The sequence below is a fragment of the Streptomyces sp. NPDC091280 genome (assembly GCF_044768565.1).
In the GTDB taxonomy this organism is placed as follows: Bacteria; Actinomycetota; Actinomycetes; order Streptomycetales; family Streptomycetaceae; genus Streptomyces.
In genome coordinates this window covers 232,559-259,512 of the sequence record NZ_JBIVUZ010000004.1, presented here as the reverse complement: position 1 = coordinate 259,512, position 26,954 = coordinate 232,559, and the positions used below count along the sequence as shown (strand labels likewise).

Genomic DNA, 26,954 nt, shown 5'->3' with positions numbered 1-26,954 from the left:
TCCGCCTGTCCGGAGTAGGACCGAAGTCCTGGTCCCCGAAGCCGATGCGCCGGACGGGCGGGCGTGTTTGGCTGCGGACATGACCGAATTCACCGAGGCCGAACGCGCGTACCTGAAGTCGCAGCGGCTGGGGCGGCTGGCCACCGTCGATCCCCAGGGGCAACCGCAGGCCAATCCCGTGGGCTTCTTCCCGCAGGCCGACGGCACGATCCTGGTGGGCGGGTACGCGATGGGCACGACGAAGAAGTGGCGCAATCTGCGGGCGAATCCGAAGGTCGCGCTGGTCGTGGACGACATCGTCAGCGTCAGCCCGTGGCGGGTGCGCGGCATCGACATCCGCGGCGAGGCCGAACTCCTGGTCGGCCCGCACGAGTTGGGGCCGCACATGAGCGAGGAGGTGATCCGCGTCCATCCGCGGCGGATCCACAGCTGGGGCCTGGACGACAACAGGGCCTAGTCCAGGGCGTGTTCCAGGGTCAGGAGCGACACCTTGCGTTCGAGGCCGCCCGCGTAGCCGGTCAGCGAGCCGTCGGCGCCGATCACCCGGTGGCAGGGGCGCACGACCAGCAACGGGTTGGCCCCGATCGCCCCGCCCACGGCCCGAACGGCGGCCCGGGAGGCGCCGATCCGCGCGGCGATCTCGCCGTACGTCGTCGTCGCACCGTACGGAACGGAGTCGAGCGCGCTCCACACCCGCTCCCGGAAGTCCGTGCCGGAGGTGTGGAACTCCAGCTGGAATTCCTTGAGTTCACCGGCGAAGTAGGCGGCGAGCTGCTCGCCGGCCGCGCGGAAGGGGCCGGCGTCCCGCCGCCACTCGGGCCGGACGGTACGACCGCCCTTCTGCCCGGGGACGGAGAGCGAGGTGAGGGCACCACTGTCGTCGGCGGTGAGGAGCAGCTGCCCCAGGGGGCTGTCGAGACTCGTCCAGCGGACGGTGGTGGAGTGGGTCATGCGGTCGGTCACGGAGTCGGGCACGGAGTCGGGCACAGGGGCAGTCATGGGGTCGGTCCTCGGTTCAAGGGTCGGGACGGTCGGCGGGGTGGTCGGCCGGATGGTCATCGGTACTCCAACTCCCCTGCCGTGCGCAGGTGTTGTACGGCGTAGGAGCGCCAGGGGCGCCAGGCGTCGGGGATTCCGGTGCCGGGCGGTGCCACGTCGGGGTCGCCGAGGGCGCGGGCGCGGATGACGGCGACGGTGGCGGGGTCCATGCCGGGCAGGGCGAGCAGGGCCGCCTGGGCGTCGTCCCGGTCGGCGCCGACGTCGAGTCGTAGCGTGCCGTCGGCGAGAGCGGCGACGAGAGCGGTGACGGGGCCGGTCAGTGGCTCGCCGGGCGAGGCCTCGGCCAGTACGGACGGTTCGGGGAAGAGGTGGGTGAGGCTGCCGGACGGGGTGTCCAGCGGCCTGCCGTGGTGCCGCACCAGCCGCTCGGCCTCGGCCGCGCCCACCAGCGCCCGCACGGCCAGTTCGGCCGGATCGGCGGCGCCCGGTGCGCGCAGGCCCGGCCGGGCGGCGACGAGCGGGCCGAGCCGGGGGTCGGCGCCGAGCCGCTCGTCGACGGCGTACGGGTCGGCGTCGAGATCGAAGAGCCGCCGCAACCGCTGGACGGCGGTGGTCAGGTCACGGTGGTCGGTGAGGTGCAGCCGGGCGTCGAGCCAGCCGCCGGCGTGGGAGGGCGACCCGCCCTTGAGGATGCCGGGGCGCTCGTCGACGGCGACGATCCCGGTGCCGTAGGGGAGGCGGAGGGTGCGGCGGTACGTACGGCCGCCGCGGGGACCGGTGATCTCCTCGATGCCGGGGACGGCCTCGCGCTCCAGCAGGTCGAAGACGGCGGCGGACTGGTACGGACCCCGATGCGCGAGCCGCAACGGGATTCCGGCGGAGGGCCCGCCCGTGGGGAGGGGCCCGCCGGCCGGTTCCCCGACCGATACTTCGGCTGGTGCCCTGGTCAGCGCCTTGGGCGCGTTGGTGCGCAGTTCGCTGGGGGTCGACGCGTACACGGCACGGATGGTGTCGTTGAACTGGCGGACGCTGGCGAACCCCGACGCGAACGCGATCTCCGTGATCGGCAGGTCGGTGGTCTGGACGAGGACCCGTGCGGTGTGGGCCCGTTGGGCCCGGGCGAGAGCGACGGGACCGGCGCCGAGTTCGGCGGTGAGCTGCCGCTGGACCTGCCGTGCGCTGTATCCCAGCCGCACGGCGAGCCCGGCGACACCCTCGCGGTCCACCACTCCATCGCCGATCAGCCGCATGGCGCGGCCCACGACATCGGCGCGCACGTTCCACTCGGCCGAGCCCGGGACGGCGTCCGGGCGGCACCGCCGACAGGCCCGGAACCCCGAGCCCTGCGCGGCGGCGGCCGTCGTGAAGAACCGCACATTGCGCCGCTTCGGCGTCACCGCCGGACAGCTGGGCCGGCAGTAGATCCCGGTGGTGGCGACGCCGAAGAAGAACTCGCCGTCGAACCGGGCGTCCCGGCTGCGTACCGCCTCGTACCTGGTGTCCTCGTCCATCACGCCGTCCAGTCTCCGCCATCCCCGGGGACGGGGCTGGCGGAAATCGGACGCGGCGGTGAGCGGCGGGAGGACCCCCGGCGGGAACCCACCGGAGGCCCCTCGCAGGGGCTACGCCCAGCGCCCCCGCTTGGCCTCCATGGCGGCCTTCCCCTCGGCCCCCTTCCGCTTCCAGTCGCGGCGGATCTCGGCCCGGAGCCGGGCGTCGGTCTTGGCGACGATCCACTGGTTCTCGCGCATGAGCTTGCGGTAGCTGTCGAGCCGCCGCTCGGGCAGTTCACCGCTCTCGACGGCGGCGAGCACCGCGCACCCCGGTTCGGCGATGTGGGCGCAGTCGTGGAAACGGCACTGTCCCGCCAGTTCCTCGATCTCCGCGAACACCTGCCCGACCCCGGTCTGCGCGTCCCACAGCCCGACCCCGCGCAGCCCCGGCGTGTCGATCAGGACACCGCCGCCGGGCAGTACGAGCAGGTTGCGGGTGGTGGTCGTGTGCCGGCCCTTGCCGTCCACGTCACGGGTCGACTGGACGTCCATCACGTCCTCGCCGAGCAGCGCGTTGGCCAGCGTCGACTTGCCGGCGCCGGACTGCCCGAGCAGTACGGAGGTGCCACCGGCGGCGACCGCGGCGAGCACGTCGGTGCCCGCCCCGGTCGCGGCGCTGACACTCAGCACGGGCACGCCGGGCGCGGTCGTCTCCACGTCCTGCACGAGATACGACAAGGTCACCGCGTCCGGCACGAGGTCGGCCTTGGTGAGCACGACGACGGGCTGGGCTCCGGACTCCCAGGCGAGCGCGAGGAACCGCTCGATCCGGCCGAGGTCGAGATCCCCGTTCAACGGCACGGCCACGATCGCGTGGTCGACATTGGCCGCGAGGATCTGCCCCTCGGACCGCTTGGAGGAGGTGGACCGCACGAAGGCGGTCCGCCGGGACAGCAGCGTCCGCACATAGCGCGGGTCACCGCCCGCGGGGTCCACGGCGACCCAGTCGCCCGTGCATACGACCTTCATCGGGTCACGGGGAACGACGAACTCGGTGTCGGCACGGACCGTACCGCCCGCCGTGACGACATCGCACAGACCGCGGTCGACCCGTACGACACGGCCGGGCAGGAGCCCCTGCTCGGCGAAGGGCACGAACTCGGCCTCCCGGTCCGCGTCCCAGCCGTAGGGCTGAAGCGGATGCACGGAGGACAACGACGAGGACGAACCCGGGAGAGAAGAGTAAGACAAGGGGAGACCCTTCACAAGGGTGGCCCCGGCACCGCGCACACGGACGCGGGAGAAGGAGTGAGGTCAGCCGGAGGCCACGGGAGTGGACTTGATGAACTTCCGGATGCGGGCAGCGCCCATCTCAAAGACAGCCATCGGTCACACCTCCCACGGCACGAGCCAAGTCACCGGCGGCAACCCGAGGTTGCCGCTCCAACACGACGAAGGGTAGAAGACACGGGAGCGGCGGCGCCACCGAATTAAACGACGCGCCGCCGCTCCCGCTCACGCTCAAGCGCCCGTCACAGGGTCGCCGTGGTCCCCTCGCCCGAGCCGCTGCCCGCGAGCCACTGGCTCCAGTCCAGGTTGAAGTCGGCGTAGCCGTTGTCGGCGGGGGCCTTGCCCCGGGGCGAGCCGGTGATGGTGACGGGGTCGCCCTGCTTGACCTGGCCGTAGAACCATTCGGCGTCCGAGAGGGAGAGGTGGACGCAGCCGTGCGAGCCGCGGGCGCTGCCGCTGCCCGGGTTCGGGTCGCCGGTCGAGTAGTGCACGTAGGTGCCGGACTGGGTGAGGTGGATGTCCCAGGGCAGCGTCAGGTCGTAGTAGTTGGGGCTGCCCTTGTCGCAGCTGATGCCGACGCTGCAGGAGGTCATGTGGACCTTCTTCTGCTTGTCGATGACGGCCATCGTGCCGTCCCACGTCGGGAACTCGGCGCTGCCCGCGTTGATCGACAGGGTGCGTACGGTCACGCCGTTCTTGGTCACCTTCATGGTGTGGTTGGTGACCGAGACGTCGGCGCGGACGTCGTCGCCGATCTTGAAGGTGTGGGTGTAGTCGTGCACGCCGTAGCGGCCGTTGCCGTTGCTGACGCCCGTCATGTCGGCGTCGATCTTCACCGTCGTGCCGGAGGGCCAGTACGTCTTCGGGCGCCAGTCGGCGCGCTGGTCGCCCATCCAGTGCCAGGCACCGACCACCGGCTGCGAGGCGCTGACCTTCATGTGCTTCTCGACCGTGGCGTGTGCCTTGGCCGCGACCGGGTTGGTGAAGATCACCGAGATCGGCATGGCCACACCGACCGTGGTTCCGGTCTGCGGGGTGATCGTGTCCAGCAGCATCGGCGGGCCCGCGGGCTTGGTCGGCGACGGCGAGGCGCTCGCGCTGGGCTTGCCGGAGGACGCCTTCGCGTCGTCCCCGCTCGCCTTCGCGCTGCCGCCCCCGCCGCAGGCACTCGCGCCCACCAGCACCACACCTGTGACGAGTGCGATCCCTATGCTGCCCTTGCGCCGTCCCACGACGTGCCCCACTCTCTCGTTGCTGCGGCCCTGAAGGGCCCGACTCTTTGTCAGACGGATACCCCGGGGGCGTCAGTTTCGGATACCACGTAAAACGTGTCCCAAGATTCGCTGTGCGTCCCGGGATGCGCTGAGCGTGACCGTCCTCAGCGTTCGAAGACGCCGGTCAGCCGGGCTCGGCCGAGGATGGGCGGGGGGACGGTGGCCAGCAGGGTGCGCGGGCGGGCCCGGTCCATGGGCGGGGCTGCGGGTGCCGCGCCGTCCGAGGGAGTTCCCTCCGAGGAGTTCCCGTCGAAGGGGGTCCCGTCCAACGGGGTCCCGTCCAAGGGGGTCTGGAGGGCGAAGAGTTGGAAGACGTAGTGGTGCGGGCCGTGGCCCTTGATCGGTCCGGGGCCGTGGTAGCCGCGTCCCACGGTGGAACGCAGTACCCGCACCCCGGGTCCGGGGTGTCGCGCGGAGAGCGCGCCGGGCTCCAGCTGTCCGGCCGCCGGGTCGATCAGGGCGAGGCAGTGCACCGCGGGCTTGGCCAGCGGAATGTCGATGTCCTCCACGACGAGGAGGAGTTGGGCGGTGCCGGGCGGGGGCGGGGTCCACGCCAGGTGGGGGGAGAGATCGGTACCGCCGATGTGTTTCGCGCAGTTCCGCAGCGCCATGGCGGCGCCGTCCTCGAAGTCCTGACTGGTGAGGGTCAGCAACTCGGGCCCCCGCAGGTGCGGTTGGTGCCACGCGCTGTGGGCCTCGCCCGCTCTGCGGTTCCTGAGGAGTCGGCCGAGCAGGGTCATCGGGTCGTCACCTCCGGCATGGCTACGGCTTCTGCGGTGGCCGCCCGGTCGGCTGTGCGGGCGATCCTTGTCAGTGGCACGGGGGTGTCCCTCCTGGGGTGGTGGCGTGGCGGGTGTTCCTGGGCCAAGAGGTATGGCTGCGGCGGCCCGGCTCACGCCGAACGGAGGACCCCGTTTTCGGGATCCTCCGCTGTCACGCACACATCTCTGACGCACACACCTCTGACGCACACACCTCTGACGCACACATCCCTGACGCACACATCTCCGACTCACACATCTCTGACTCACCGTCAGAACTAGTCGCAGGCCGCCCCGTTGAGGGTGAAGCCGGACGGTGCGGAGTTCTTGCTGTTGTTCCAGGTGCCGAGGAAGCCGAAGGTGAGGCTGCTGTTCGCGCCGACGTTCTTGTTGTAGTCGGCGGCGGTGGCCGTGACCCGGGAGCCGCTCTGGGCGACGCTCGCGTCCCACATCTGGGTGACCTGCTGGCCGTCGTGGTAGGACCAGGCGACGCGCCAGTTGTCGAGGGCCTTGGTGGTGGTGACGGTGACGGTGGCCTGGAAACCGCCGTTCCACTGGCCGACCAGGTCGTACGTGGCGTCGCAGTCCGCCGTGCCGGGCGGCTGCGCCGGTGCGCCGCTGGTCGGCGGCACGTCGCTCGCGGTGGCCGAGGCGGTGCCCTGGGGTTCCGTGTCGGGGTTCTTGTCGCTCGGCGTGGCCTTGGCCGTGCTGCCACCCGTGGGCCGGTCGGACGCGGACGGCGTGCTCGTCGGCCGGTGCGTGCCGGCGGAGGAGATGGTGGAACCGGGGTCGAGCACCGGCTTGCTGTCGGTGTCGTCGCTGGCCGTGTTCTCGCGCCCGGAACCGCCCATCGGCATCATCGACACACCGAGCGCCACCAGCGAGAGGACCACGGCGGCGGCGAGCAGTCCGTTGCGTACGAGACGCGCCCTGCTCCCGCCCTCCTTCGGTTCCCCGGCCTCCAGTTCGGCCACCGGGCGCCCGGCCCCGAGCCGTACCTCGGCGGCCCGGCGGCGGCGCTCCAGATAGGCGAGCCCGCCCCAGCCGATCACTCCGCTCGCGAGGGCCGAGGGCAGTCCGCCGCCCTGAAGGCGCAGACAGGCGGCGGCCTCCGCGCACTGCACGCAGGTGGCGAGGTGGCGGGAGAGGTCCTCGGGTGTGTCGGCGGACGGCGAGCGGGTGACCGCGTCCAGCAGCCGGGCGTAGCTGCGGCACTCCGCGGCCATCGGCGAGTCGAGGTGGTTGCGGTGGCAGCGGTCCCTGAACAGGCCGCGCACCTGGGCGAGTTCACCGGAGACGATCGCCGGGTCCAGGCCGAGGCGGCGGGCCACGACGGTCAGCGGCAGTGCCTCGACCTCGGCCAGCCACAGCAGTGCCGCGTCCGGCTCCTGGAGATCCCGCAGCCCGCGCAGCGCGATCGGGCGCTGCAACGGCATGCCGTGGAAACGGGCCGCCTTCTCCGAGTTGAGCCACAGCCGCAGGTCCGGGTCGAGCCGGTGGCCCCGCCCGGCGAACTCCCACTCGGCCGCCGTGGTCCGTACGGCGGTCAGCAGCAGCGGGATGACCGGCAGGACCCGACGGGTCGGTCCGCGCAGCGGGCCGGACCCGGCGGAGCGGGCCTCCTGGATGCCGAGCGCGAAGGCCTCGCTCGCCAGTTCGGTGGCCGAGGCGGCGCCGGACGTGCACAGGTCGGCGTAGGACAGCACGGCGTCCCAGCACTCGGTGAACAGCGCGGCCTCAGCGGCGTCCTGAGGAGTCGGCAGGTCGGGCATGGGTCTCCTGCATCCACGAATGACGGCCAACTAGCTCTGACATTAAGCGAGTTGGAGGGGGGCTGCCTCGTGACAGGGCCAGAGCCTTTCACGCGTCCCACACAACTGACAAGCCGGGTATTCAATTACGGTAACCGTCAGTCGCCTCTATGCAGTTGTACGTGTCCGAGCCCCTCCCGTCTCACCCGTCGCAGGAGTTGTCCACACCGTTACCTTACAAAGGGGCGGGCTCCTCGGCGGGCAGACTGTCCATGAAGGAGCTGACGGAGAACACCGCGCGGCCGGGGCCGGGTTCGCCGTATCCGGGCGGGGACTTGAGGCCGAAGTCCTCCATGGTGGCGCGATAGGCCTCCAGCAGCCTGATGTGGTACTCCAGCGGCGCGCCCTGCGGGTTGGCCTTGCCGAGCGGGGTGGTGGGCTCGGGGCACCAGGTGGTGAAGCGGGGCGTGATGCCCTGCGACATGAAGAAGCGCAGGCCCTCGGTGGTCGAGGCGATGGCCTCGTCGACGGTCTTGAAGCCGAACGGCTCCGCCATCTCCACGCCCGCCACGAAGTTGGGGATCACGTTGCGCGCGCCGAAGATCTCGGCGGAGTCGAGGATGCGGCGGTGCCACTCGTCGCGGCCGACGTACCGCTCCTTGCCCGGGCAGTGCAGCTTGAACAGGTACTCGTCCCACACCTCGTAGTTGGGGTGGTAGATCTGCACGCCGTAGTCCTTGAAGCGCTGCACGTCGTCCTTGGGCAGCGCCTGGGCGACGACCTTGCCGATCCACCGCCCCGGGAACCGCTCCTCGATGGCCTTGGCGTAGTGGCCGTAGAAGTCGGCCTCGTCCCGCCCGGCGACGGTCTTGGTGATCGCGCCGCCGGTGAGGGTGTACGCGGTCGACACCTTCGCCGTGTCGTAACGGTCGATGATCTCCAGGGCTTCGAGGACCTCCTCGACGTCCTTGACTCCTGTATACGGTCGACCGGCGGCCTTGTGCTGGCGCCAGTTGTGGTTGATGTCGCAGTACTGGCACTCCTCCTTGGCGCCGAAGTACTGGCAGACCCGGAAGACGGTCAGATAGATCAGGTAGCCCCACTGGATGGTCGGGGCCACCTCCATGACGGACTTCCCGTTGGCGAGCTTGTGCCGGTAGTACTCCGGCATCGGCGGCACACCGACGTCCGCGATCCGCTTGCCGTCGAGGTAGAGCCCGAGGACACCGTCGTCGTCGGAGGCCACGCGGTACGGCGAGGTGGGATTCACCCGCACGGAGACGACGGTGCGCCTCAGGTCGTAGGGGCCGCCCGTGAGGATGATCTCCTCCGGCGGCCGGCGCAGCGCGGCCTCGCCCAGCTCCGGGAGGGTCCCGTGGTCGAAGGAGAAGATGAAGTACGACTTCGGCTTCACCTCGCCGCCTTCGTTGTCGCTCAGCGCGGACGGGTCGAAGGCGACACCCCCGCGCAGCAGGTCCTCCTTGAAGACGGCTTCCCGCGGCACATGCGGAAAGCGCTCCATCAGATCCTCGACCAGTGCGGTGCGGCTGCCCATCCGTATCTCCTCCCGACACGTGCGCCCTGCTCAGACGTACGACTCCTCACGGTATGCCCCCGGCGGTTCCGCGCGAGGAGCGGGGGGCGCGGTCCGGGCCGGTCGGCGGTCGGCGGTCGGCGGTCGGCGGTCGGCGGTCGGCGGTCGGCGGTCGGCGGTCGGCGGTCGGCGGTCGGCGGTCGGCGGTCGGCGGTCGGCGGACCATACGGCTCCTGGGGTCGCCGCCGCCCCGGCGCCATCGGCCTGGAGAGGGCCTTGCCGCGTCAGCCCTGCCTCGCTCCCTCGCGCCGCGCGATGTGCCGCGGCACCGGGATGCCCGTCGGCAGCGCCGGATCCGGGACGGGCGTGCCCCACGTCGAGGTGAGGGGGAGTGTCCCGGCCCACAGGCCCAGTTCCGCGTCGGGGCCGTCGCCGTCGTCGGGGCCGCCGGTGCGGATCTTGACGGAGGCCTCTTCCAGGGAGAGGACGAGCAGCGTGGTGGCGGCGAGTTCCTTGCGATTGGGGAGGCGGGCGTACGACCACTGCCCGGGCGTCGCGTGTTCGGTGAGGCGGCGCAGGCCGGCCCGTTTCTCGTCCGGGTCGGTGACCTTGCGGGGCACCCCGTGGATCATCGCGCTGCGGTAGTTCACCCCGTGCTCGAAGACGGACCGGGCCAGCACGAGCCCGTCGACATGCGTGACCGTGACACACACGGGACCGCCGCCCACGAGGCTGCGGCTCGCGACGGAACCGTGCAGATACAGCAGCCGCCCGTCCCGCCCGTACACCGTGGGGACGACGACCGGCCGCCCCTCGACCACGACCCCGAGGTGGCAGACGAAACCGGCGTCCAGGATCGCGTCCAGGTCGGCGCGGTCGAGGCTGCCCTGCTCGCCCAGTCGGCGGTGGCGGGTGAGGTCCGTCTCGGGCAGGCGTTCGCTCATACCGCCGGAGACTACCGATCTCGTAGGCGAAGAGCGATAGATTTACCCATGAGCTTGCTTTTATCGGGCTAAGACAACGAAATCCGCACTCGTCACCGTCAGGTGAGAGGGTCGGGGGGACACGCACGCTCCCGGAGGGACGGCAGGCATGACGGAGACGGTCACCAACTGGGCCGGCAACATCACCTACGCGGCGAAGGAACTCCACCGCCCGCGCACGCTCGACGCGCTCAGGAGCCTCGTGGCCGACAGCGCGCGGGTGCGGGTGCTGGGCAGCGGCCACTCCTTCAACGAGATCGCCGAGCCGGGCCCGGACGGCACCCTGCTGTCGATCGCCGCGCTGCCCGCCGAGTTCGACGTGGACACGACGGCCCGGACGGTACGGGTGTCGGGTGGCGTCCGGTACGCGGAACTGGCCCGCCGGGTGGCCGGACACGGGCTCGCGCTGCCCAACATGGCGTCCCTGCCGCACATCTCGGTGGCCGGTTCGGTGGCGACCGGCACCCATGGTTCGGGCGTCGGCAACGGCTCGCTGGCGGCGGCCGTCCGCGCGGTCGAGATCGTCACGGCGGACGGTTCGACGGTGACGATCGCCCGCGGCGAGGACCGCTTCGACGGCGCCGTGACCTCGCTCGGCGCGCTCGGTGTCGTCACCTCGCTCACCCTCGACCTGGAGCCGTCCTTCGAGGTCGAGCAGCATGTCTTCACCGAACTCCCGCTCACCGGGCTGGACTTCGAGACGGTGGCGGCGTCGGCGTACAGCGTGAGTCTGTTCACCGACTGGCGGGAGCCGGGCTTCCGGCAGGTGTGGCTGAAGCGACGCACCGACCAGGCGCCGGTCGACTTCCCGTGGGCCGCGCCCGCGACACGGCCGCTGCACCCGGTGCCGGGGATGCCCGCGGTCAACACCACCGAGCAGCTCGGCGTGCCGGGGCCGTGGCACGAGCGGCTGCCGCACTTCCGGGCGGAGTTCACCCCGAGCAGCGGGGCCGAGCTTCAGTCGGAGTACCTGCTGCCGCGGTCGACCGCGTACGACGCGCTGTATGCGGTCGACGGTATCCGGGAGACGGTCGCCGGTGTATTGCAGATCTGCGAGGTGCGGACGGTCGCCGCCGACGCGCAGTGGCTGAGCCCCTCGTACGGGCGGGACACGGTGGCGCTGCACTTCACCTGGATCGAGGACACGGCGGCGGTGCTGCCGGTGGTGCGGCGGCTGGAGGAGGCCTTGGACGGCTTCGACGCGCGACCGCACTGGGGGAAGGTGTTCACCACTCCGGCGGAGGTGCTGCGCGGGCGCTATCCGCGGCTCGGCGACTTCGCGGCGCTGGCGCGGGACCTCGATCCGGAGGGCACGTTCGCGAACGCATTCGTCCGGGACGTCATCGGTGGATGACGCCGTCCACGGCTCGGCGGGCGGCTCGGTACGGGACCGGGCCGACGACCGGGTGGACGACTTTGTATAGCCCCTTTCCTAACCCCTTGTCGAACGTCGCCCGCAGCCCATAGCCTTGCCGCGCGCCGGAGCCGTCGTGCCCCGGCATGACGGCAGAAAAGGGTGGGGCACCTCCGGTGAAGCGCACATCACGTGACATCCGCACCGCGAACCGCTACGAGGTGCTGCGTCAGATCATCGCCCAGTCGCCCACCTCCCGGCAGGAGTTGGCCACCGCGACCGGGCTGAGCCTGGCCACCGTGGCGACGCTCGTCGGTGAGCTGCTGGACCTGCGGATGATCACCGAGGTCGGGTTCGAGGACTCGGCGGGGGGCCGCCCCCGGGGTCTGGTCGCGGTCAACGCGTCGGGCGGCGCGCTGATCGGCGTCGACATCGCGGAGACGTACATCCATGTCGAGCTGTTCGACCTGGCGTTGAACGTCCTCGCCCGTGCCGACGAGGACATGCGGCCGGGTGAGAGCCGTCCGGAGCAGGTGGTCGGCCATGTCGCCGCCGCCGTCGGCTCGGTGGTCGCGCAGGCCGGGGTCGAGGCGGCCCGGGTGCTCGGTGTCGGCGTGAGCGTGCCCGGCCAGGTGGACCGCGAGACCGGCGTCTCCGAGTACGCGCCCAACTGGGACTGGCACGACGTGCCGTTGCTGGACCTGCTCTCCGAGGTCATCGCCTACCCGCTCTACCTGGACAATCCGCTGCGGGCCTGCGCGGTCGCCGAGATGTGGTTCGGGGCGGCGCGCGGGCGCGGGGACGCGGTGGTGGTCACCCTCGGCACCGGGGTGGGCGCCGGGCTCGCGCTGGGCGGCGGACTGTACCGGGGGGTGAGCAACAGCGCCGGCGAGTGGGGTCACACCACGCTCGTCCTGGACGGGCGACTGTGCCGCTGCGGCAACCACGGCTGTGTGGAGGCCTATGTCGGCGCGCCCGGAATCATGCTGAATCTGCGGGAGTTGAGCCCGCGGAGCCCGTTGCTGCACTCCGAGGACCAGACGGCCACCATCGACGCGCTGGCCCGCGCCGTGACGGCGAACGATCCCGTGGCCCTCAAGGTCGTGCGGGAGACGGCCCGTTACGTCGGCGCGGGCATCGCCAACCTGGTCAACGTCCTCAACCCCGAAGTGGTCGTGCTCAGCAGCTGGGTGGCCCGCACGCTCGCCGAACCCCTGCTCCACGACGTGCGCGAGGCCGTTCAACGGCACGCGCTCAGGCGGCCGTTCGCCGCCACCGAGATCGTCCTCTCCCCCATCCCCACCGATCCGGCCTGTCTGGGCGCGGCGACGTTCGCGCTCGAAGGGGCACTCCAGTCGGTCGGGCAGAGGACCGGAAAGAACCGCACCACCCCGGCAAGGAGCCGTACCGCACCACCTTCATGACGACGGAAGGGATGCACGTGACTCACCCCCACCCCAGGAGATCGATCCTCGCGACAGCGGCGGCCTCGCTCGCCGTCACCGGGGCCCTGATATCCGCGCCGCCCGCGAACGCCGACGGCGTCGCGGCGGCGGAAGTCTCCCCCCACGCGGCCCAGACCATCGACAACATCGGCGCGTCCGGCGCCTGGTGGGTCAACGACCTCCAGTACTTCAAGCCCGAGGTCCAGGCCCGGGTCGCCCAACTCCTGTTCTCCTCCAAGGGGTTGGACCTGTCCTCCTACCGCTACAACATCGGCGGCGGTGGCACGGCGGTGACCACCCCGGCCCGCGCCGCCCAGGACTTCCTGAACGCCGACGGCACCTACGACTGGAGCAAGGACAAGGGCGGGCGGACCTTCCTCAAGTACGCCGCGAAGTACGGCGTCCAGGACCTGATCGGCTTCGTCAACAGCGCGCCCGCACGGTGGACGACCAACGGGCAGAGCTGCGGCGGGCAGTTGAAGGCGGAGAACGAGGGCGACTTCGCGAAGTACATCGCCGACGTCACCGCGCACTTCGCGAAGCAGGGCGCGAAGTTCGACCAGATCAGCCCCTTCAACGAGCCGGACAACACCTTCGGCGACTGCGGCCAGGAGGGCATGCAGGTCACCGTCGACCAACGCGACGACATCGTGCGGGCGTTGGGCGCCGAGCAGCGGGCCCGGAAGCAGAAGACGTCGGTCATCGCCGACGAGTCGAGCCAGACGACGCAGCTCGTCTCCGAGCTCCCGCGGTGGATCTCACAGCCGGACACGGCGCAGTACGTGTCCGCGCTGGCCCACCACACCTACAACAACCCGAACGACGGCCAGCTCGGCAACGTCTACGAGACGGCGAGGACGGTCGGCAAGAAGTCCTGGGCGACCGAGATCTGCTGCTTCGGCAAGGGCAGCACGGGCTGGAACCAGGAGTACGACCCGACGATCGACAACGCCCTGCTGATGTCCCGGATCGTCTACAAGGACTTCGCGAGCGCACACGACTCGGCGTTCCAGTGGTGGGTGGCCCTCGCGAGCGGCTACGGCACGGACCCGGCCACACGCAACGACGTCGGCTGGAACGACGGACTGATCTACTACGACCCCGACTACGCGACGAACGGCAACCAGACCCTGTACTTCACCAAGCGGTACTACGCGCTGGGCCAGTACAGCAAGTTCGTCAGGCCCGGCTCGGTCGCGCACAACGTGACGGGGGCGCCGAGCGGTGTCGAGGTGACCTCCTACGACCGGGACGGCAAGTGGGTGGTCGTGGTCAACAACCAGAACACCACGGACACTTCGCTGAGTCTGCATTTCAACAGCAACGTGCCGGTGCGGGCGGACCAGGCGGTCCGGACGTCGGCCACGGAGAGCTGGGCGAAGGTCGCGAAGCCGGACGTGAGCGGCTCGACGCTCTCCACGACCCTCGCGGCCCGCTCGATCACGACGTACGTCCTCGACCAGAAGCCCCGTAAGGGCCAGGGGAGTTCGACGGCCGTGACCGGCGCGCTCAAGGGCGCCCAGTCCGGGAAGTGCTTGACGGCGGACGCCTCGGGGGCCGCGATCGGCACCTGCGCGGGCGGGGCCGGGCAGACGTGGTCGTACGACGCCCAGGGTGGCCTGAAGGGGGCCAACGGGTATCTGACGGTGGGGAGTTCGGGGCTGACGACCAGTGCCGACTTCACGGGTGATCCCGGGCAGCGGTGGCTGCTGAACGCCAACGGGCAGATCCTCAGCGAGGCGTCGGGCAAGTGTCTCGACGTGAGCGGTCAGGCGACCGCGGACGGCAGCAGGGTGATCCTCTACAGCTGCAACGGCGGGGCCAACGAGGTCTGGTCCAAGGTCTGATGACTGTCTGACACACGGGTGCGGGCCGGCGTTCCGGCGGCCCGCACCTTCGCCACGTCCGGTATCCCGAACCTTGCACAACGCTTCGAACAGACTTCGTCCAACCCCTTGCCGAAGCCTTAGGCGAAGGTTAACGTCCCGCTCCGCACCTCGATTTCAGCCACGGACAGCTGAGCCGTGGAGCCGCAGCCGCGCAAGAGACAAGGACGTCACCATGTCGGCAATGAGCAACAGCAACTGGTCCCGCCGATCGATATTCCGGGCGGCGGCGGGAATGGCCGCAGCAGGCACACTGGCCGCGTGCGGCGGCAACAACGGGCGTGGCGGGGGGTCGGGTTCGGGCACGCAGCTCACCCAGTACTTCCACGCCTACGGCGAGGCCGGCACGGAGCAGGCCCTCAAGCGGTACGCGGCGGCCTACAAGAAGGCCAACGTGAGCACCAACTGGATCACGGGCAACAACTTCGAGTCCGCGCTCTTCGCGGCCCTGCTCACGGCCAAGGCGCCCGATGTCTTCGAGTTCCACCCGCAGCTTCAGCTGGTCAAGAGCGGCCAGGTCGCGGACCTGAGCGACATCATCGACCCGGTCAAGGACGACTTCAACCCGAACGACATCAAGTCCCACACGGTCGACGGGAAGATCTACGGGATCCGGATGATCGACGACCCGCAGTTCTTCTACTACCGCAAGTCGATGCTGGAGAAGGCCAAGGTCGATGTCCCGACCACGCTCGACGAGCTGATCGAGGCCGCCGCCAAGCTCACCACCAGCAAGGTCAAGGGCGTCTTCCTCGGCAACGACTTCAGCGCGATCCAGAACCCCATCATCTGGTCCGCCGGCGCCGACACCATCAACGACAAGAACGAGATCGCTTACCACACGGACGGCGTCGTCGGTGGCCTCAAGCAGCTTCGCAAGCTGTTCACCAGCGGCAACGTGCTCCTGGACGCGCCGACCGACTTCTGGGACCCGTCCTCGCTCAACCAAGGCCTGTGTGCCATCCAGTGGGGCGGCATGTGGTCCATGCCGGCCATGCAGAAGGCCCTCGGTGACGACCTCGGCATCTTCCCCTTCCCGAAGATCGGCAGCGCAGGCAAGCAGTCCGTCTACAACGGCGGCTGGTCGATCTTCGTCAACGCCAAGGGCAAGAACGTCGACGCGGCCAAGGAATACATCAAGTGGCTGTGGATCGACCAGACGCAGTACCAGGAGGACTGGGCCACCTCGTACGGCTTCCACATCCCGCCGCGCACCTCGATCGCCAACAAGGCCACCAAGCTCAAGTCGGGTCTGCCGGCCGAGGGTGTCAAGCTCTTCACGGACTACGGCCACTTCGACAACATCGCCTATGACCAGACCATGCAGACGGCGTTCGCCGACGTGATCGCGTCCTCCGTGCGCAAGAACGGCGACCCCGAGGCGGCGCTCGACACCTGCGACAAGAAGGTCAACGTCGAACTCAAGAAGCTGTTCGGATAGGCCGCCGGGAAGTCCACGACATGTCGACCACCACCACACGCGGGGTCGCCCAGCCCGCCCCGGCCAAGGCCTCCCCGGCCCGGCCGCGGCGGGGCCTGCGGGGCAACGCCACCCTGAACTTCTGGCTCTTCACCGGGCCCTTCCTCATCGGCCTGGTGATCTTCGTCTTCGTGCCGATCGCCTGGAGCGTCTGGCTCAGTTTCTTCGACGCCCGGTACACCGTCACGCCGAGCCATTTCATCGGCCTCGACAACTACAAGCAGATCCTGACCAACAGCGAACTCCCCGGCTCACTGGTCACGTTCAGCGCGTTCGCCGCGTTCATCGTGCCGACCACCTGGGCACTGTCGCTGGGGCTGGCGCTGCTGGTCGACCGGCTGCGCTTCATGCGGGCGTTCTTCCGCTCGGTGTTCTTCCTGCCGACCGCCGTCTCCTATGTCGCCGCCGCCCTGATCTGGAAGATGTCCATCTTCAGCGGTGTCCGCTTCGGCCTCGCGAACACGGTCATCGGCTGGTTCGGCGCCGACACGGTCGCATGGATCTCCAACCCCACCCCGCCCTGGTACTGGCTGGTCATCGTGACCCTGCGCCTGTGGATCCAGTCGGGTTTCTACATGATCCTGTTCCTGGCGGCGCTCCAGAACATCCCGGCCGAGCTGTACGAGGCCGCCGCCATCGACGGCGCCAAGCGCGGCTGGCAGACCTTCCGGTACATCACGCTGCCGCAGTTGCGCGCCACCTCGACAGCGGTGATCCTGCTGCTGCTGATCGCCGCCTACCAGGCGTTCGACGAGTTCTTCAACATCATCGGGCAGAAGGCGACCTGGGCCCAGACACCGCTCATGGTGCTCTACAAGTCGGCCCTCGGCACCAGTCAGGACTACGGCGCCGGCAGCGCGGGCGCGGTCATCCTGTCGCTGCTCATCTGCCTGGTCACCCTGATCCAGGGCAAGTTCATGGGCTTCGGAAGGGGGGAGGACTCCAAGTGACCACCACCGCACCTGGGATCGGCAAGCGGCGCAAGAAGGGCCGGGGCGTCTTCGGCAACACGGGGCTGTACGTCTCCGTAGGCGTCGCCGCCCTGCTCTTCCTGATCCCCTTCTACCTGATCTTCCGCAACTCCCTCTCCACGGACCTGGAGATCACGGGCGAGAACTGGAAGGTGCTGCCCTCCTTCCAGTGGGGCAACATCTCCGAACTGTTCGACGACCCCACGGTCGACTTCGGCCGCTCGATGGTCAACTCGTTGGTCGTCGCCGTCCTGACCACGTTCGGCACGCTTCTGGTGTGCTCCCTGGGCGGATACGGGCTGGCCCGCATCCCCTTCAAGCACGCGAACAAGGTCTTCTACGCCGTCCTGGCGACCCTGATGGTCCCCACGGCCGTCACCTTCGTGCCCAGCTTCGTGCTGGTCTCGTCCCTCGGCTGGGTCGACACGTACCGGGGTCTCATCATCCCGGGCCTGTTCAGTGGTTTCACCTGCTTCCTGTTCCGGCAGTACTTCCTTGGATTCCCGAAGGAGTTGGAGGAGGCGGCACGCGTGGACGGGCTCGGCTACTGGGGCGCGTACTGGCGGATCGTCGTACCCAACTCGCTGAACTTCTTCGCGGCGATCGCCACGATCACCTTCATCAGCGCCTGGAACTCCTTCCTGTGGCCGCTGGTGATCGGCCAGGACCCCAGTTCCTGGACCGTCCAGATCGCGCTCTCCTCGTTCATGACCAACCAGACGGTCAACTTCCACCTGATCTTCATGGCCACCGCCATCTCCATCCTCCCCCTGGTGTTCGTCTTCCTCTTCCTCCAACGTTGGCTGGTGCAGGGGATCGCACAGACCGGAATCAAGGGCTGACGCCGCCACTCGACACCTGGAGATCCATGTCCTTCAGTACCGCCGTCGACCATGTCGAGGACGTCTCACCGGGCAGCGGAGCCCTCCCGCCCCGCGCCCGGTACGCGTCCTCGGACGCGAAGTCACTGTCACTGAACGGCAGGTGGCGTCTCCGTGTGTCGGCGGCGGCCGACGCCGAGGACGACTCATTCGCCGCCGAGGGCTACGACGCCGGGGACTGGGCCGAGGTCACGGTCCCCGGCCACTGGGTCCTGCAAGGACACGGCTCTCCGATCTACACCAACCATCTCTACCCCTTCCCGGTGGACCCGCCGCGCGTCCCGACCGAGAATCCGACCGGCGACCATCTGCGTGTCTTCGACCTGCCGTCCGAGTGGCCCTCGGACGGCGGGGCAGTGCTCCGCTTCGACGGTGTGGAGTCCTGCGCCCGGATCTGGCTGAACGGCACGGACCTCGGCGATTTCAAGGGCTCCCGGCTGCCGCACGAGTTCGCGGTCGGACAGCTGCTCAAGCCCTCCGGCAACGTGCTGGCCGTCCGCGTCCACCAGTGGTCGGCGGGCTCGTACCTGGAGGACCAGGACCAGTGGTGGCTGCCCGGCATCTTCCGTGACGTCACCCTGCTGCACCGCCCGCCGGGCAGCGCCGGCGACTTCTTCGTGCACGCCTCCTACGACCACCGCGGCGGCGCGGGCACCCTGCGTGTCGACTCCGACGTCGACGGCCGGATCACCGTGCCCGCGTTGGACATCGATGTCGCGACCGGCGAGTCGGTCACCGTGCCGGTGCGGCCGTGGACGGCCGAACAGCCGCATCTCTACGAGGGGTTGCTGACGACGGAGGGCGAACGGGTCCCGCTGCGCATCGGTTTCCGGACCGTCGAACTCTCCGACGGGCTGATCAAGGTCAACGGGAAGGCGATCCTCTTCAAGGGCGTCAACCGCCACGAGTGGCACCCCGAGCTGGGCCGCGCCCTCGACCTGGAGACCATGCGCGAGGACGTGCTGCTGATGAAGCGGCACAACATCAACGCGGTCCGCACCTCGCACTATCCGCCGCACCCGGACTTCCTCGACCTGTGCGACGAGTACGGCCTGTGGGTCATCGACGAGTGCGACCTCGAGACCCACGGCTTCACCGAACAGGCCTGGCGGGACAACCCCGTCGACGAGGACCGCTGGACACCGGCGCTGCTGGACCGCGCCGCCCGCATGGTCGAACGGGACAAGAACCATCCCTCGATCGTCATCTGGTCGCTGGGCAACGAGGCCGGCACCGGTCGCGGCCTCACCGCCATGGCCGAGTGGATCCACGGCCGTGACCGCTCACGGCTCGTGCACTACGAGGGTGACGTCGACTGCCGTGACACGGACGTCTATTCACGGATGTACGCCTCCCACGCCGAGGTCGAGCGGATCGGCCGGGGCCTGGACGGCGGCACCCACAAGCGCCGTCAGCTCCCCTTCATCCTCTGCGAGTACGGGCACGCCATGGGCAACGGCCCCGGTGGACTGGCCGACTACCAGCGCCTGTTCGAGTCGTACGACCGGCTCCAGGGCGGTTTCGTCTGGGAGTGGATCGACCACGGCATCAAGGACGAGCGGCACGGCTTCGCGTACGGCGGGGACTTCGGCGAGGAGCTGCACGACGGGAACTTCGTCTGCGACGGTCTGCTCTTCCCCGACCGCGTCCCCTCCCCCGGCCTGATCGAGTTCAAGAAGGTCGTCGAGCCGGTCTCCATCGACGGCGGCGAGGGCCGCGACGGCTCCGTACGGGTCACCAACAAGCACGACTTCGCGGACCTGTCCGCGTTCGCGTTCCAGTGGTCCTTCCAAGTGGACGGCGAGACGGTCGAGTCGGGCCCGCTGACGGTGCCGCCGCTGGCCCCCGGCGAGTCGGCCGACGTGAAGCTGCCCGCCCCGCCCGTGGCGCCCGACGGCGCCGAATCCCAGTGGACCGTACGGGCGTTGCTCGCGGCCGACACCGCGTGGGCGCCCGCGGGCCATGTGGTCGGCTGGGGGCAGGTCCCGGTCGCGGCCCGCGCGTTGCCGTACCTCTCCGCCACCGCCGCGCCCGTCCCCGGCGGGCGGCGGATCGCGCTCGGCCCGGCCTCCTTCGACGCCCGTACCGGCGAGTTGAAGTCGCTGGGCGCGGTGGCCGTCACCGGTCTCCGGCTGGACGTGTGGCGGGCGACCACCGACAACGACGACGGCGCGTCCTGGCAGACCGATGTCCGCCACGGGCTGCTCTGGCGCAAGGCGGGCCTGCACCGGATGCGCCACCGGCTGGACGGCGTGGAGCTGGGCGAGGACGCGCTGACCGTACGGACCCGGGTGGCGCCCGCCGGCTGGGAGTTCGGGCTCGCCACGGTGTACCGCTGGACCTCGGACGGCGAGCGGCTGCGGCTGGCGGTGTCCGTGACCCCCGAGGGCGACTGGACGCTGCCGCTGCCCAGGCTCGGCATACGCTTCGGCCTCGACGCGCGCACCGACCGTGCGACGTGGTTCGGCGGCGGCCCCGGCGAGGGCTACCCCGACACCAAGTCGGGCTCGCTGCTGGGTCGTTGGGAGTCCACTGTCGACGACCTCCAGACCCCCTACGTCCGCCCGCAGGAGAACGGCGCCCGCCCCGACGTGCGTTGGGCGGAGCTGGGCGGGCTGCGGATCGACGGCGACCCGGAGTTCTGGTTCACGGCCCGCCGCTGGACGACGGAGCAGCTGGACGCGGCCACCCACCGCACCGACCTGATCCCGGGCACGGCATCCGGCAGCGGTTCCGCCGCGAGGGTCTGGGTCAACCTCGACCACGGCCAGCACGGCATCGGCTCGCAGTCCTGCGGCCCGGGCCCGCTCCCGCGGTACTTCCTGAACGCCGAACCCGCCGCGTTCTCCTTCGTGTTCTCGGAAAGCCCGGGGACCAGTTGACCGGCACAGCCACGCCCACGCCTGCGGCCGACCGGCTCTTCAGCCGGCCGGCCGCGGTCGCGTCCTGCGTCGGCTTCGTCCTCATCGGCATGCTCCAGTCCCTCTACGGCCCCTCGATCCCGGGCCTGCGCCACGAGTTCGGGCTCTCCCCGGCCGCCGCCGGTCTCGGGCTGAGCCTGCACTTCACGGGCGGGGTGGCCGGTGTGCTCGCCTTCAACGCGATCCACTCCCGGATCAGCAACAGGGCACTGCTGGCGTGGGGTTACGGCCTGATGGCGGTGGGCGGCGCGGGTTTCGCGCTCGCGCCGGACTGGCCGTCGGCCCTGGCCGCCGCGTTCCTGTGCGGGCTCGGCTTCGGCGGTATCGACTACGGCCTCAACCAGCTCTTCTCCGTCGGCTTCGGCGGCCGTTCCACCGCGATGCTGAACGTCCTCAACGCGCACTTCGGCATCGGCGCGGTCCTGGGCCCGGCGGTCGTCGCCCGGCTCGGTCCCGACGCCTACCCGTACGCCTTCGGGGCGTGCGCGGTGCTGGCGGCGGTGCTGGTGTTCGCGGGCTCAAGTGGCGTACGTACACGTGTATCTGACGGTCCACCAGCGGGGACGGGACGCGGTGGCCCGGGTCTGTCGCGGGTCCTTGCCGGCTTCCTGGCGCTCTACATCCTCAACGTGGCGGTCGAGGCGAGCGTCGGCGGCTGGGAGCCCACGCATCTGGAGACGGTCGGCTATTCGGCGACCGTGGCCGCGTCGGCGACCTCCGTCTACTGGCTGATGATGACGGCGGGCCGCTTCGTCGTCGTACCGATCACGATGCGGTACTCCCCCGAGCGCATCCTCGCGGTGTGCGCGGCCGGGATGACGGTGTGTCTGCTGTTGGCGCTGGTTAAAGGAGTGGCACCGGTGGCGTACGCCGGTGTTGGCTTGTTCATCGCACCGGTCTTCCCGACGGGACTTTCCTGGCTCAACAGGGCGCTCCCCCAGGCCGAGCGAGCCGGGGCGTGGGTGATCGCGGCCTCGAATGTCGGCGGGGTGGCGGCTCCGCCGCTGCTCGGCGTCGGGATCGAGGCCTCCGGGATCCACGCGGTGCCCTGGCTGTTGACCGCACTGTCGGGGGCGTCGCTGCTGGCGACGCTCCGGCTGATCCGACTGACGAGGAGGTCCGCATCATGAAGACCCTGTTCCTGCTCACGCGAAGGCTGACCGAGTGAACGCGCACGGCACGACGAGCCAGATCGAGGTCCGGGGCCTGTCCCGCACCTTCCACACCAGTGTCCGCCGCCCGGGTCTCGTGGGCGGTCTGCGTTCCCTCGTCAATCCGGAGCGGGTGCCCAAACACGCCGTCTCCGACGTCACGTTCGACGTCGCCCCGGGTGAACTCCTGGCCCTGCTGGGCCCGAACGGCGCGGGCAAGTCCACCACCATCAAGATCCTCACCGGCATCCTGCGGCCCACCTCCGGGGAGGCCAGGGTCGCGGGCGTGGTGCCGTACGAGGAGCGGGAGCGCAACGCCCGTAACATCGGGGCGGTGTTCGGGCAGCGCACCCAGTTGTGGTGGGACCTGCCGGTGCGCGAGTCGTTCTCGATCCTGCGGGACATCTACGAGGTGCCCAAGGCCCAGCACGCGGCCCGCTTGCGGGAGTTCGACGACATCCTCGAACTGTCGGCGTTCTGGGACACCCGGGTGCGCCATCTCTCGCTGGGCCAGCGCGTGCGCTGCGACCTGGCCGCCGCGCTGCTGCACGATCCGCCGGTCGTCTTCCTGGACGAGCCGACCATCGGCATGGACGTGGTCGTGAAGGAGCAGGTGCGGGAGTTCCTGCGGCATCAGGTGGAGGAGCGCGGCCGTACGGTCCTGTTGACCACGCACGACATGACCGAGGTGGCCCGGCTCGCCGAGCGGGTCGTCCTCATCAACCACGGCCGGCTGGTGCTGGACGGCACACTGGACGAGATCCGCCGCAAGTTCGGCTCGACCTGGCAGATCCGCGCGACCCTGGCCGACGCGCACGCCGAGGTGACGTCCCTGCCGGGCATCGCGCTGGTGCGGCGGGACGGACCGCAGCTCGTCTTCGGCCCCGAGGGCACCGACGGGCCGACCGTGCACCAGGCGCTGAAGCAGGTCATCGAGCGGTACGAGGTGACCGAGATCGCCATGGACGAGGCGGAGTTGGAGGACGTGATGCGGACCGCGTACGTCCAGGCCGGCCCGCCCGCCGAGGAGGCCTGACATGGCGGCCCTGCACGCCTGGCGCGCCGCCCGTGTCACCCCGCTCGGCGAACTCCTCGCCCCGCCCCGGATCACCGCCGCCCTGCTCCGGCTGACGGTGCAGATCGTGCTGGTGGCGTCCCTGTGGCGCGGCCTGTACTCCCAGACCGGCACCACCGCCGGACTCACCCGCGAGCAGGCGGTGACGTATGCCGTACTGGCCGTACTCGCCTCCCGACTGCGGGAGTTGGACCAGTACGCGGGCCGGGACACGGTGCTTCAGCACATGCACTTCGGCACGATCGTCTACTGGTATCTGCGCCCGCTGCCGCCCCAGCGCTACTACGCGCTGCGGGCGTTCGGCGAGCAGATGTACGGGCTGGCCTGGGCGCTGACGGGATACGCCGTGTGCCTGGCGGCCGGGGTCGTGGAGCCACCCAAGTCACTCGCCGTGGCGGGGGTGTTCGCGCTGAGCATGCTGCTGGGACAGCTCGTCCTCTACTACGTCATGCTCCTCATCGACCAGTTGTGCTTCTGGACGCTGCGCAACGGGGCCGCGATGCTCATCCTGATCTTCGCGCAGAACCTGCTGTCCGGTGTGTACGCGCCGCTGTGGTTCTTCCCGGACTGGTTCATCACGATGAGCCGTTTCCTGCCGTTCCAGGCGACCCTCAGCGTGCCGCTCTCGATCTACGTGGGCCGCGTCCCGCTGTCCGACACGGGCGCCCAACTCGCCGTGCAGGCGGTCTGGGTGGTCCTCCTGTCCCTGTTCACCCGGTTCCTGTGGCGGCGCGCCGCCCGCCGCGTCGTGGCCCAAGGAGGTTGATGCGTGTGAAAGCCGTCCGGATCGTATGGCGCGTCACGCGCCTCAACTTCCGTGCCCAGCTGGAATATCGCACCGAGTTCCTGCTGATGATCGCGATCGGCGCGATCTGGCAGGTGTCGGTGATCGTGTTCGCCACCGTGCTGCTCACCCGGTTCGCCGGGATGGGCGGCTGGGACAGCTCGGACGTGCTGCTGATCCCGGCGACCCGGATGATGGCGCACGGGCTGATGGTGCTGTTCCTGGGCCGGATGCACGGCCTCGGCCGGTTCATCCAGGAAGGCCGTATCGACATCTACCTGGTGCGGCCGATGCCGGTCCACCGGCAGGCGCAGCTGGAGTACTTCCCGACCAACGCGATCGGCGATCTCACGGTGGCGGGCGGGCTCATGGTCGGCGCGCTCAGCCGCAGCCAGCTCGACTGGACGGCGGGCCGTGTCGCGTATCTGATCGCCGCGCTCGTCGGCGGCATGCTGCTGGAGGCGTCCCTGTTCACGACGGTGGCTGCCGCCTCCCTGCGTTTCCCCTCGGCGGACTACTGGAGCCGCTGGGTCGAGGACCTCCTCGGCACCTTCGGCAACTACCCGCTCAACGTGCTGCCCCGCGCGGTGGGCGGCTTCCTCACCTACGGCCTTCCGCTGGCGTTCGTGGCGTTCCTGCCCGCCGCCGTGCTGACCGGGCACGGCCACGACATCGGCGTGCCCTACTGGCTGGCGGCGAGCTCACCCCTCGTAGGCCTGCTGACGTATCTCGCGGCTCGGCTGCTGTGGCGGTGGAGTCTGGGGCACTACACGGGGGTGAACGGGTGACCCGGGGGCCGTCGGCCTCCGGGTCGGCGGCCCCGCTCACATGTCACGGTGGGTCCGGCCGGGACGGCGCCCCTCAGGCCGTGGGCTGCGGGGTGAGCCGCTTGTGGCCCTTGCGGTCGTAGTAGCGGACCATCGCGAAGCCGAAGAGCAGGCCTACGCCCGCGCCGACGCCGATCATCGTCCACGCGCGGGTCAGGCCCGCGTCGCCGCGTGCGTCGAAGTAGAGGATCGCCCTGACGCCGTCGCTGAGTTGGCGCATGGGCTCGAAGTGGGAGAGGAAGCGGTAGAAGCCGGGGACGGCCTGGAGGGGGACGGTCGCGCCGGAGGACGGCAGGCCCAGGACGATGAACACGAACATGGAGACCAGCTGGCCGATGCCGCCGAAGGCCGCGTTGATGGCCTGGACGCCCAGGCCCACGGCGAGGGCGGCGCAGTAGGAGTAGATCCACAGCAGCGGGATGTGGGTGGCGTCCATGCCGAGGACGCTGACGCAGGCCAGCATGATCAGGGAGACGCTGAGGAGGGTGATGCCCGCCGTCATCACCATCTTCAGCAGGAGGGTCTGGGTGCGGTCGATCGGGACGGTCGGGCGGCGGGTGTGCCAGGGGCCGATCTCGTTGTCGGCGTAGCCGAGGGCGGTGTCGACGCCGTTGCTGATGACGTTGCCGCCCATGAAGCCGGCCAGGACCAGCAGCAGGGTGTAGTAGAAGGCGGTCAGGCCGATGCCGCTGTTGGCGCCGATGGGGTGGCCGACCTGGGTGACGACGGCGACCGGGTCGGCGAGCAGCAGCTTCTGCGTGGAGTCGGCCTTCGTGGCCGCGGCCGTGAGCTGCTTGCCGATGGCGAGGGAGGCCTGCTGGGCCGCGGTGGTGGAGATCCTGCTAGCGAGGGAGGAGCCGAGGCTGCCCTTGCCGGGGTTGGTGAGCACGGTGATCGTGGGCCGGGCGGTGGCGTTCGTGGTGGTGAGCGCGGCGACGGAGTCCGTGAAGCCGGCGGGGACGACCAGGGCGCCGTAGACCTTGCCGGAGTCGAGTTCCCGCTGGGCCTGGGCTCTGGTGAGTTGCCGCCAGCCGGGCGCGCGGCTGCTGGTGTCGGTGAGGATGGTGTGGGCGATCTGGGTGCCGAGGTTCTGCCGCTGCCCGGGGAGCGGGTCGCCCGTGTCGCTGTTGACGAGGGCGATGGGCAGGTCGCGCAGCTCGCGGTTGGGGTTGACGATGCCGCCCATGTAGAGGAGGGACAGCAGCAGCGCGAGCAGGCCGGTGAGCACGGTGGGGATGAGCCACAGCTTGGGGCGGCCGAGGAGTGCGGTGGCGCGCAGGCCGGTGGGGGCGGGGGTTGCGGAGTCGTCGTCCATGGTGGTCAAGTCTGGTGCCGGAATCCGGCGGTGGCGGCGCAGGAACACGGCGGACGTCGGACTTGTTGCCGACGATTAATGTGGGCTCCGCTGTTGTCGGGCGGGTCAGGGAGAGGTGGTGGAGCGCCGTGCCGCGTGCGGGTCTCACCGCCGACCGGGTCGTGGCGGCGGCGGCCGACCTCGCCGACGAGGTGGGCTTCGAGAACCTCAGCCTGTCCGCGCTGGCCCGGGGTTTCGGCGTGAAGGACGCGAGCCTGTACTCGCACGTCAGGAACCTCCAGGATCTGCGCACCCGGGTCGCGTTCCTCGCGGGCGGTGAGCTGGTCGACCGGATCGCCGAGGCGGTCGCGGGCCGCTCCGGCCGGGACGCGCTCGCCGCGTTCGCCGGCGCCTACCGGGCCTACGCGCTGGCGCATCCGGGCCGGTACGCGGCCACCCAGATCCGCGTCGACCAGGCCCTGGTCGCCGCCTCCCCCGCCCTGCGGCGGACCGCCGAGATCACCTACGGTCTGCTGCGCCCCTACGGCCTGGAGGAGCCCGATCTCACCGACGCCGTACGGCTGTTGCGCAGTACGTTCCACGGCTACTGCGCGCTGGAGTCCACCGGCGGCTTCGGCGCGCCGCGTGATGTCCAGCGGTCGTGGGAGCGGGTGGTGGACGCGCTGCACGCGGCCCTGACGCACTGGCCCCGGGAGGCCGTGGACGGCTGAGCGGGACGCCCGTCGTGGTCCGCGCCCCAGGCGCATCGCGGACCACTTAGACTGGAAGCTTCGCGAATG

At 70.2% G+C, this 26,954-nt stretch carries 23 protein-coding genes; 13 read left to right on the top strand and 10 right to left on the bottom strand.

Features of this window, described 5'->3' with window-relative positions; all coding sequences use genetic code 11:
* The first annotated feature begins 79 nt into the window (after positions 1–79).
* On the top strand, positions 80–457 hold the full coding sequence (locus ACIQPR_RS14465; RefSeq protein WP_403647022.1) for a PPOX class F420-dependent oxidoreductase: 378 nt from the start codon (positions 80–82) through the stop codon (positions 455–457).
* On the opposite strand, the gene ACIQPR_RS14460 is transcribed toward ACIQPR_RS14465, so the two are convergent.
* The 9 genes from ACIQPR_RS14460 to ACIQPR_RS14420 all read right to left on the bottom strand — a co-directional run bounded on the left by ACIQPR_RS14460 (position 454) and on the right by ACIQPR_RS14420 (position 10,046).
* Positions 454–951 (bottom strand): methylated-DNA--[protein]-cysteine S-methyltransferase, encoded by a 498-nt coding sequence (locus ACIQPR_RS14460; protein ID WP_403647915.1) that lies wholly within the window; start codon positions 949–951, stop codon positions 454–456. The two genes, ACIQPR_RS14465 and ACIQPR_RS14460, sit on opposite strands and share 4 nt — an antisense overlap.
* Before the next feature lie 104 nt (positions 952–1,055).
* A complete protein-coding gene (locus tag ACIQPR_RS14455; protein ID WP_403647912.1) occupies positions 1,056–2,510 on the bottom strand; it encodes a DNA-3-methyladenine glycosylase 2 family protein in 1,455 nt (484 codons plus the stop codon).
* Between the two features lie 111 nt (positions 2,511–2,621).
* Positions 2,622–3,743, bottom strand: a complete 1,122-nt coding sequence (rsgA, locus tag ACIQPR_RS14450; RefSeq protein ID WP_403647019.1) for a ribosome small subunit-dependent GTPase A — start codon at positions 3,741–3,743, stop codon at positions 2,622–2,624.
* 281 nt (positions 3,744–4,024) lie between these two features.
* Positions 4,025–5,014, bottom strand: a complete 990-nt coding sequence (locus ACIQPR_RS14445) for an Ig-like domain-containing protein (RefSeq protein WP_403647016.1) — start codon at positions 5,012–5,014, stop codon at positions 4,025–4,027.
* 146 nt (positions 5,015–5,160) lie between these two features.
* Positions 5,161–5,796, bottom strand: coding sequence for a YbhB/YbcL family Raf kinase inhibitor-like protein (locus ACIQPR_RS14440; protein WP_403647014.1), 636 nt, complete (start codon positions 5,794–5,796; stop codon positions 5,161–5,163).
* A gap of 299 nt (positions 5,797–6,095) precedes the next feature.
* Complete coding sequence (locus tag ACIQPR_RS14435; RefSeq protein WP_403647012.1) at positions 6,096–7,589, bottom strand: cellulose binding domain-containing protein; 1,494 nt, start codon at positions 7,587–7,589, stop codon at positions 6,096–6,098.
* A 214-nt stretch (positions 7,590–7,803) separates the two neighbouring features.
* Complete coding sequence (locus ACIQPR_RS14430) at positions 7,804–9,123, bottom strand: radical SAM protein (RefSeq protein ID WP_403647010.1); 1,320 nt, start codon at positions 9,121–9,123, stop codon at positions 7,804–7,806.
* A 46-nt stretch (positions 9,124–9,169) separates the two neighbouring features.
* Positions 9,170–9,328, bottom strand: coding sequence for a hypothetical protein (locus tag ACIQPR_RS14425; RefSeq protein ID WP_403647008.1), 159 nt, complete (start codon positions 9,326–9,328; stop codon positions 9,170–9,172).
* A 58-nt stretch (positions 9,329–9,386) separates the two neighbouring features.
* Positions 9,387–10,046, bottom strand: a complete 660-nt coding sequence (locus tag ACIQPR_RS14420) for a pyridoxamine 5'-phosphate oxidase family protein (RefSeq protein WP_403647006.1) — start codon at positions 10,044–10,046, stop codon at positions 9,387–9,389.
* 148 nt (positions 10,047–10,194) lie between these two features.
* Between ACIQPR_RS14420 and ACIQPR_RS14415 the strand changes: the two genes are divergently transcribed.
* From ACIQPR_RS14415 to ACIQPR_RS14365, 11 genes are all read left to right on the top strand, one after another.
* Positions 10,195–11,439, top strand: coding sequence for an FAD-binding protein (locus ACIQPR_RS14415; RefSeq protein WP_403647003.1), 1,245 nt, complete (start codon positions 10,195–10,197; stop codon positions 11,437–11,439).
* Positions 11,440–11,615: 176 nt separating this feature from the next.
* Positions 11,616–12,863 (top strand): ROK family transcriptional regulator, encoded by a 1,248-nt coding sequence (locus ACIQPR_RS14410; protein WP_403647000.1) that lies wholly within the window; start codon positions 11,616–11,618, stop codon positions 12,861–12,863.
* 11 nt (positions 12,864–12,874) lie between these two features.
* Positions 12,875–14,731 (top strand): glycoside hydrolase, encoded by a 1,857-nt coding sequence (locus tag ACIQPR_RS14405; RefSeq protein WP_403646998.1) that lies wholly within the window; start codon positions 12,875–12,877, stop codon positions 14,729–14,731.
* A gap of 214 nt (positions 14,732–14,945) precedes the next feature.
* Complete coding sequence (locus ACIQPR_RS14400; protein ID WP_403646995.1) at positions 14,946–16,211, top strand: ABC transporter substrate-binding protein; 1,266 nt, start codon at positions 14,946–14,948, stop codon at positions 16,209–16,211.
* Between the two features lie 20 nt (positions 16,212–16,231).
* Positions 16,232–17,200 (top strand): carbohydrate ABC transporter permease, encoded by a 969-nt coding sequence (locus tag ACIQPR_RS14395; RefSeq protein WP_403646992.1) that lies wholly within the window; start codon positions 16,232–16,234, stop codon positions 17,198–17,200.
* Positions 17,197–18,063, top strand: a complete 867-nt coding sequence (locus tag ACIQPR_RS14390) for a carbohydrate ABC transporter permease (protein ID WP_403646989.1) — start codon at positions 17,197–17,199, stop codon at positions 18,061–18,063. Before ACIQPR_RS14395 ends, ACIQPR_RS14390 begins: the two co-directional genes overlap by 4 nt.
* Before the next feature lie 26 nt (positions 18,064–18,089).
* Positions 18,090–20,984 carry a glycoside hydrolase family 2 TIM barrel-domain containing protein gene (locus ACIQPR_RS14385; protein WP_403646986.1) on the top strand — a complete coding sequence of 965 codons (2,895 nt, stop codon included), beginning with the start codon at positions 18,090–18,092 and terminating at the stop codon, positions 20,982–20,984.
* Positions 20,981–22,153 (top strand): MFS transporter, encoded by a 1,173-nt coding sequence (locus tag ACIQPR_RS14380; RefSeq protein ID WP_403646983.1) that lies wholly within the window; start codon positions 20,981–20,983, stop codon positions 22,151–22,153. Before ACIQPR_RS14385 ends, ACIQPR_RS14380 begins: the two co-directional genes overlap by 4 nt.
* 34 nt (positions 22,154–22,187) lie before the next feature.
* A complete protein-coding gene (locus ACIQPR_RS14375) occupies positions 22,188–23,210 on the top strand; it encodes an ATP-binding cassette domain-containing protein (RefSeq protein ID WP_403646981.1) in 1,023 nt (340 codons plus the stop codon).
* 1 nt (position 23,211) lies between these two features.
* Positions 23,212–24,015 carry an ABC transporter permease gene (locus ACIQPR_RS14370; protein WP_403646978.1) on the top strand — a complete coding sequence of 268 codons (804 nt, stop codon included), beginning with the start codon at positions 23,212–23,214 and terminating at the stop codon, positions 24,013–24,015.
* Positions 24,015–24,821: an ABC transporter permease gene (locus tag ACIQPR_RS14365; protein ID WP_403646975.1), complete on the top strand. Its 807-nt coding sequence runs from the start codon at positions 24,015–24,017 to the stop codon at positions 24,819–24,821. The genes ACIQPR_RS14370 and ACIQPR_RS14365 overlap by 1 nt, the downstream gene beginning before the upstream one ends.
* A gap of 73 nt (positions 24,822–24,894) precedes the next feature.
* Here the strand turns inward: ACIQPR_RS14365 and ACIQPR_RS14360 are convergent, their stop codons facing one another.
* Positions 24,895–26,175: a YhgE/Pip domain-containing protein gene (locus tag ACIQPR_RS14360; protein WP_403646971.1), complete on the bottom strand. Its 1,281-nt coding sequence runs from the start codon at positions 26,173–26,175 to the stop codon at positions 24,895–24,897.
* 128 nt (positions 26,176–26,303) lie between these two features.
* On the opposite strand from ACIQPR_RS14360, the gene ACIQPR_RS14355 reads away from it, so the two are divergent.
* Entirely contained in the window at positions 26,304–26,885 is a 582-nt protein-coding gene (locus ACIQPR_RS14355; protein WP_403646968.1) for a TetR-like C-terminal domain-containing protein, read from the top strand.
* Positions 26,886–26,954 lie beyond the last annotated feature (69 nt).

Coding starts and splice junctions, on each gene's coding strand:
- ACIQPR_RS14465 (WP_403647022.1), top strand. CDS start 80: ATGACCGAATTCACCGAGGCCGAACGCGCGTACCTGAAGTCGCAGCGG.
- ACIQPR_RS14460 (WP_403647915.1), bottom strand. CDS start 951: ATGACCCACTCCACCACCGTCCGCTGGACGAGTCTCGACAGCCCCCTG.
- ACIQPR_RS14455 (WP_403647912.1), bottom strand. CDS start 2,510: ATGGACGAGGACACCAGGTACGAGGCGGTACGCAGCCGGGACGCCCGG.
- ACIQPR_RS14440 (WP_403647014.1), bottom strand. CDS start 5,796: ATGACCCTGCTCGGCCGACTCCTCAGGAACCGCAGAGCGGGCGAGGCC.
- ACIQPR_RS14435 (WP_403647012.1), bottom strand. CDS start 7,589: ATGCCCGACCTGCCGACTCCTCAGGACGCCGCTGAGGCCGCGCTGTTC.
- ACIQPR_RS14430 (WP_403647010.1), bottom strand. CDS start 9,123: ATGGGCAGCCGCACCGCACTGGTCGAGGATCTGATGGAGCGCTTTCCG.
- ACIQPR_RS14425 (WP_403647008.1), bottom strand. CDS start 9,328: ATGGTCCGCCGACCGCCGACCGCCGACCGCCGACCGCCGACCGCCGAC.
- ACIQPR_RS14420 (WP_403647006.1), bottom strand. CDS start 10,046: ATGAGCGAACGCCTGCCCGAGACGGACCTCACCCGCCACCGCCGACTG.
- ACIQPR_RS14415 (WP_403647003.1), top strand. CDS start 10,195: ATGACGGAGACGGTCACCAACTGGGCCGGCAACATCACCTACGCGGCG.
- ACIQPR_RS14405 (WP_403646998.1), top strand. CDS start 12,875: ATGCACGTGACTCACCCCCACCCCAGGAGATCGATCCTCGCGACAGCG.
- ACIQPR_RS14400 (WP_403646995.1), top strand. CDS start 14,946: ATGTCGGCAATGAGCAACAGCAACTGGTCCCGCCGATCGATATTCCGG.
- ACIQPR_RS14395 (WP_403646992.1), top strand. CDS start 16,232: ATGTCGACCACCACCACACGCGGGGTCGCCCAGCCCGCCCCGGCCAAG.
- ACIQPR_RS14385 (WP_403646986.1), top strand. CDS start 18,090: ATGTCCTTCAGTACCGCCGTCGACCATGTCGAGGACGTCTCACCGGGC.
- ACIQPR_RS14370 (WP_403646978.1), top strand. CDS start 23,212: ATGGCGGCCCTGCACGCCTGGCGCGCCGCCCGTGTCACCCCGCTCGGC.
- ACIQPR_RS14365 (WP_403646975.1), top strand. CDS start 24,015: ATGCGTGTGAAAGCCGTCCGGATCGTATGGCGCGTCACGCGCCTCAAC.
- ACIQPR_RS14360 (WP_403646971.1), bottom strand. CDS start 26,175: ATGGACGACGACTCCGCAACCCCCGCCCCCACCGGCCTGCGCGCCACC.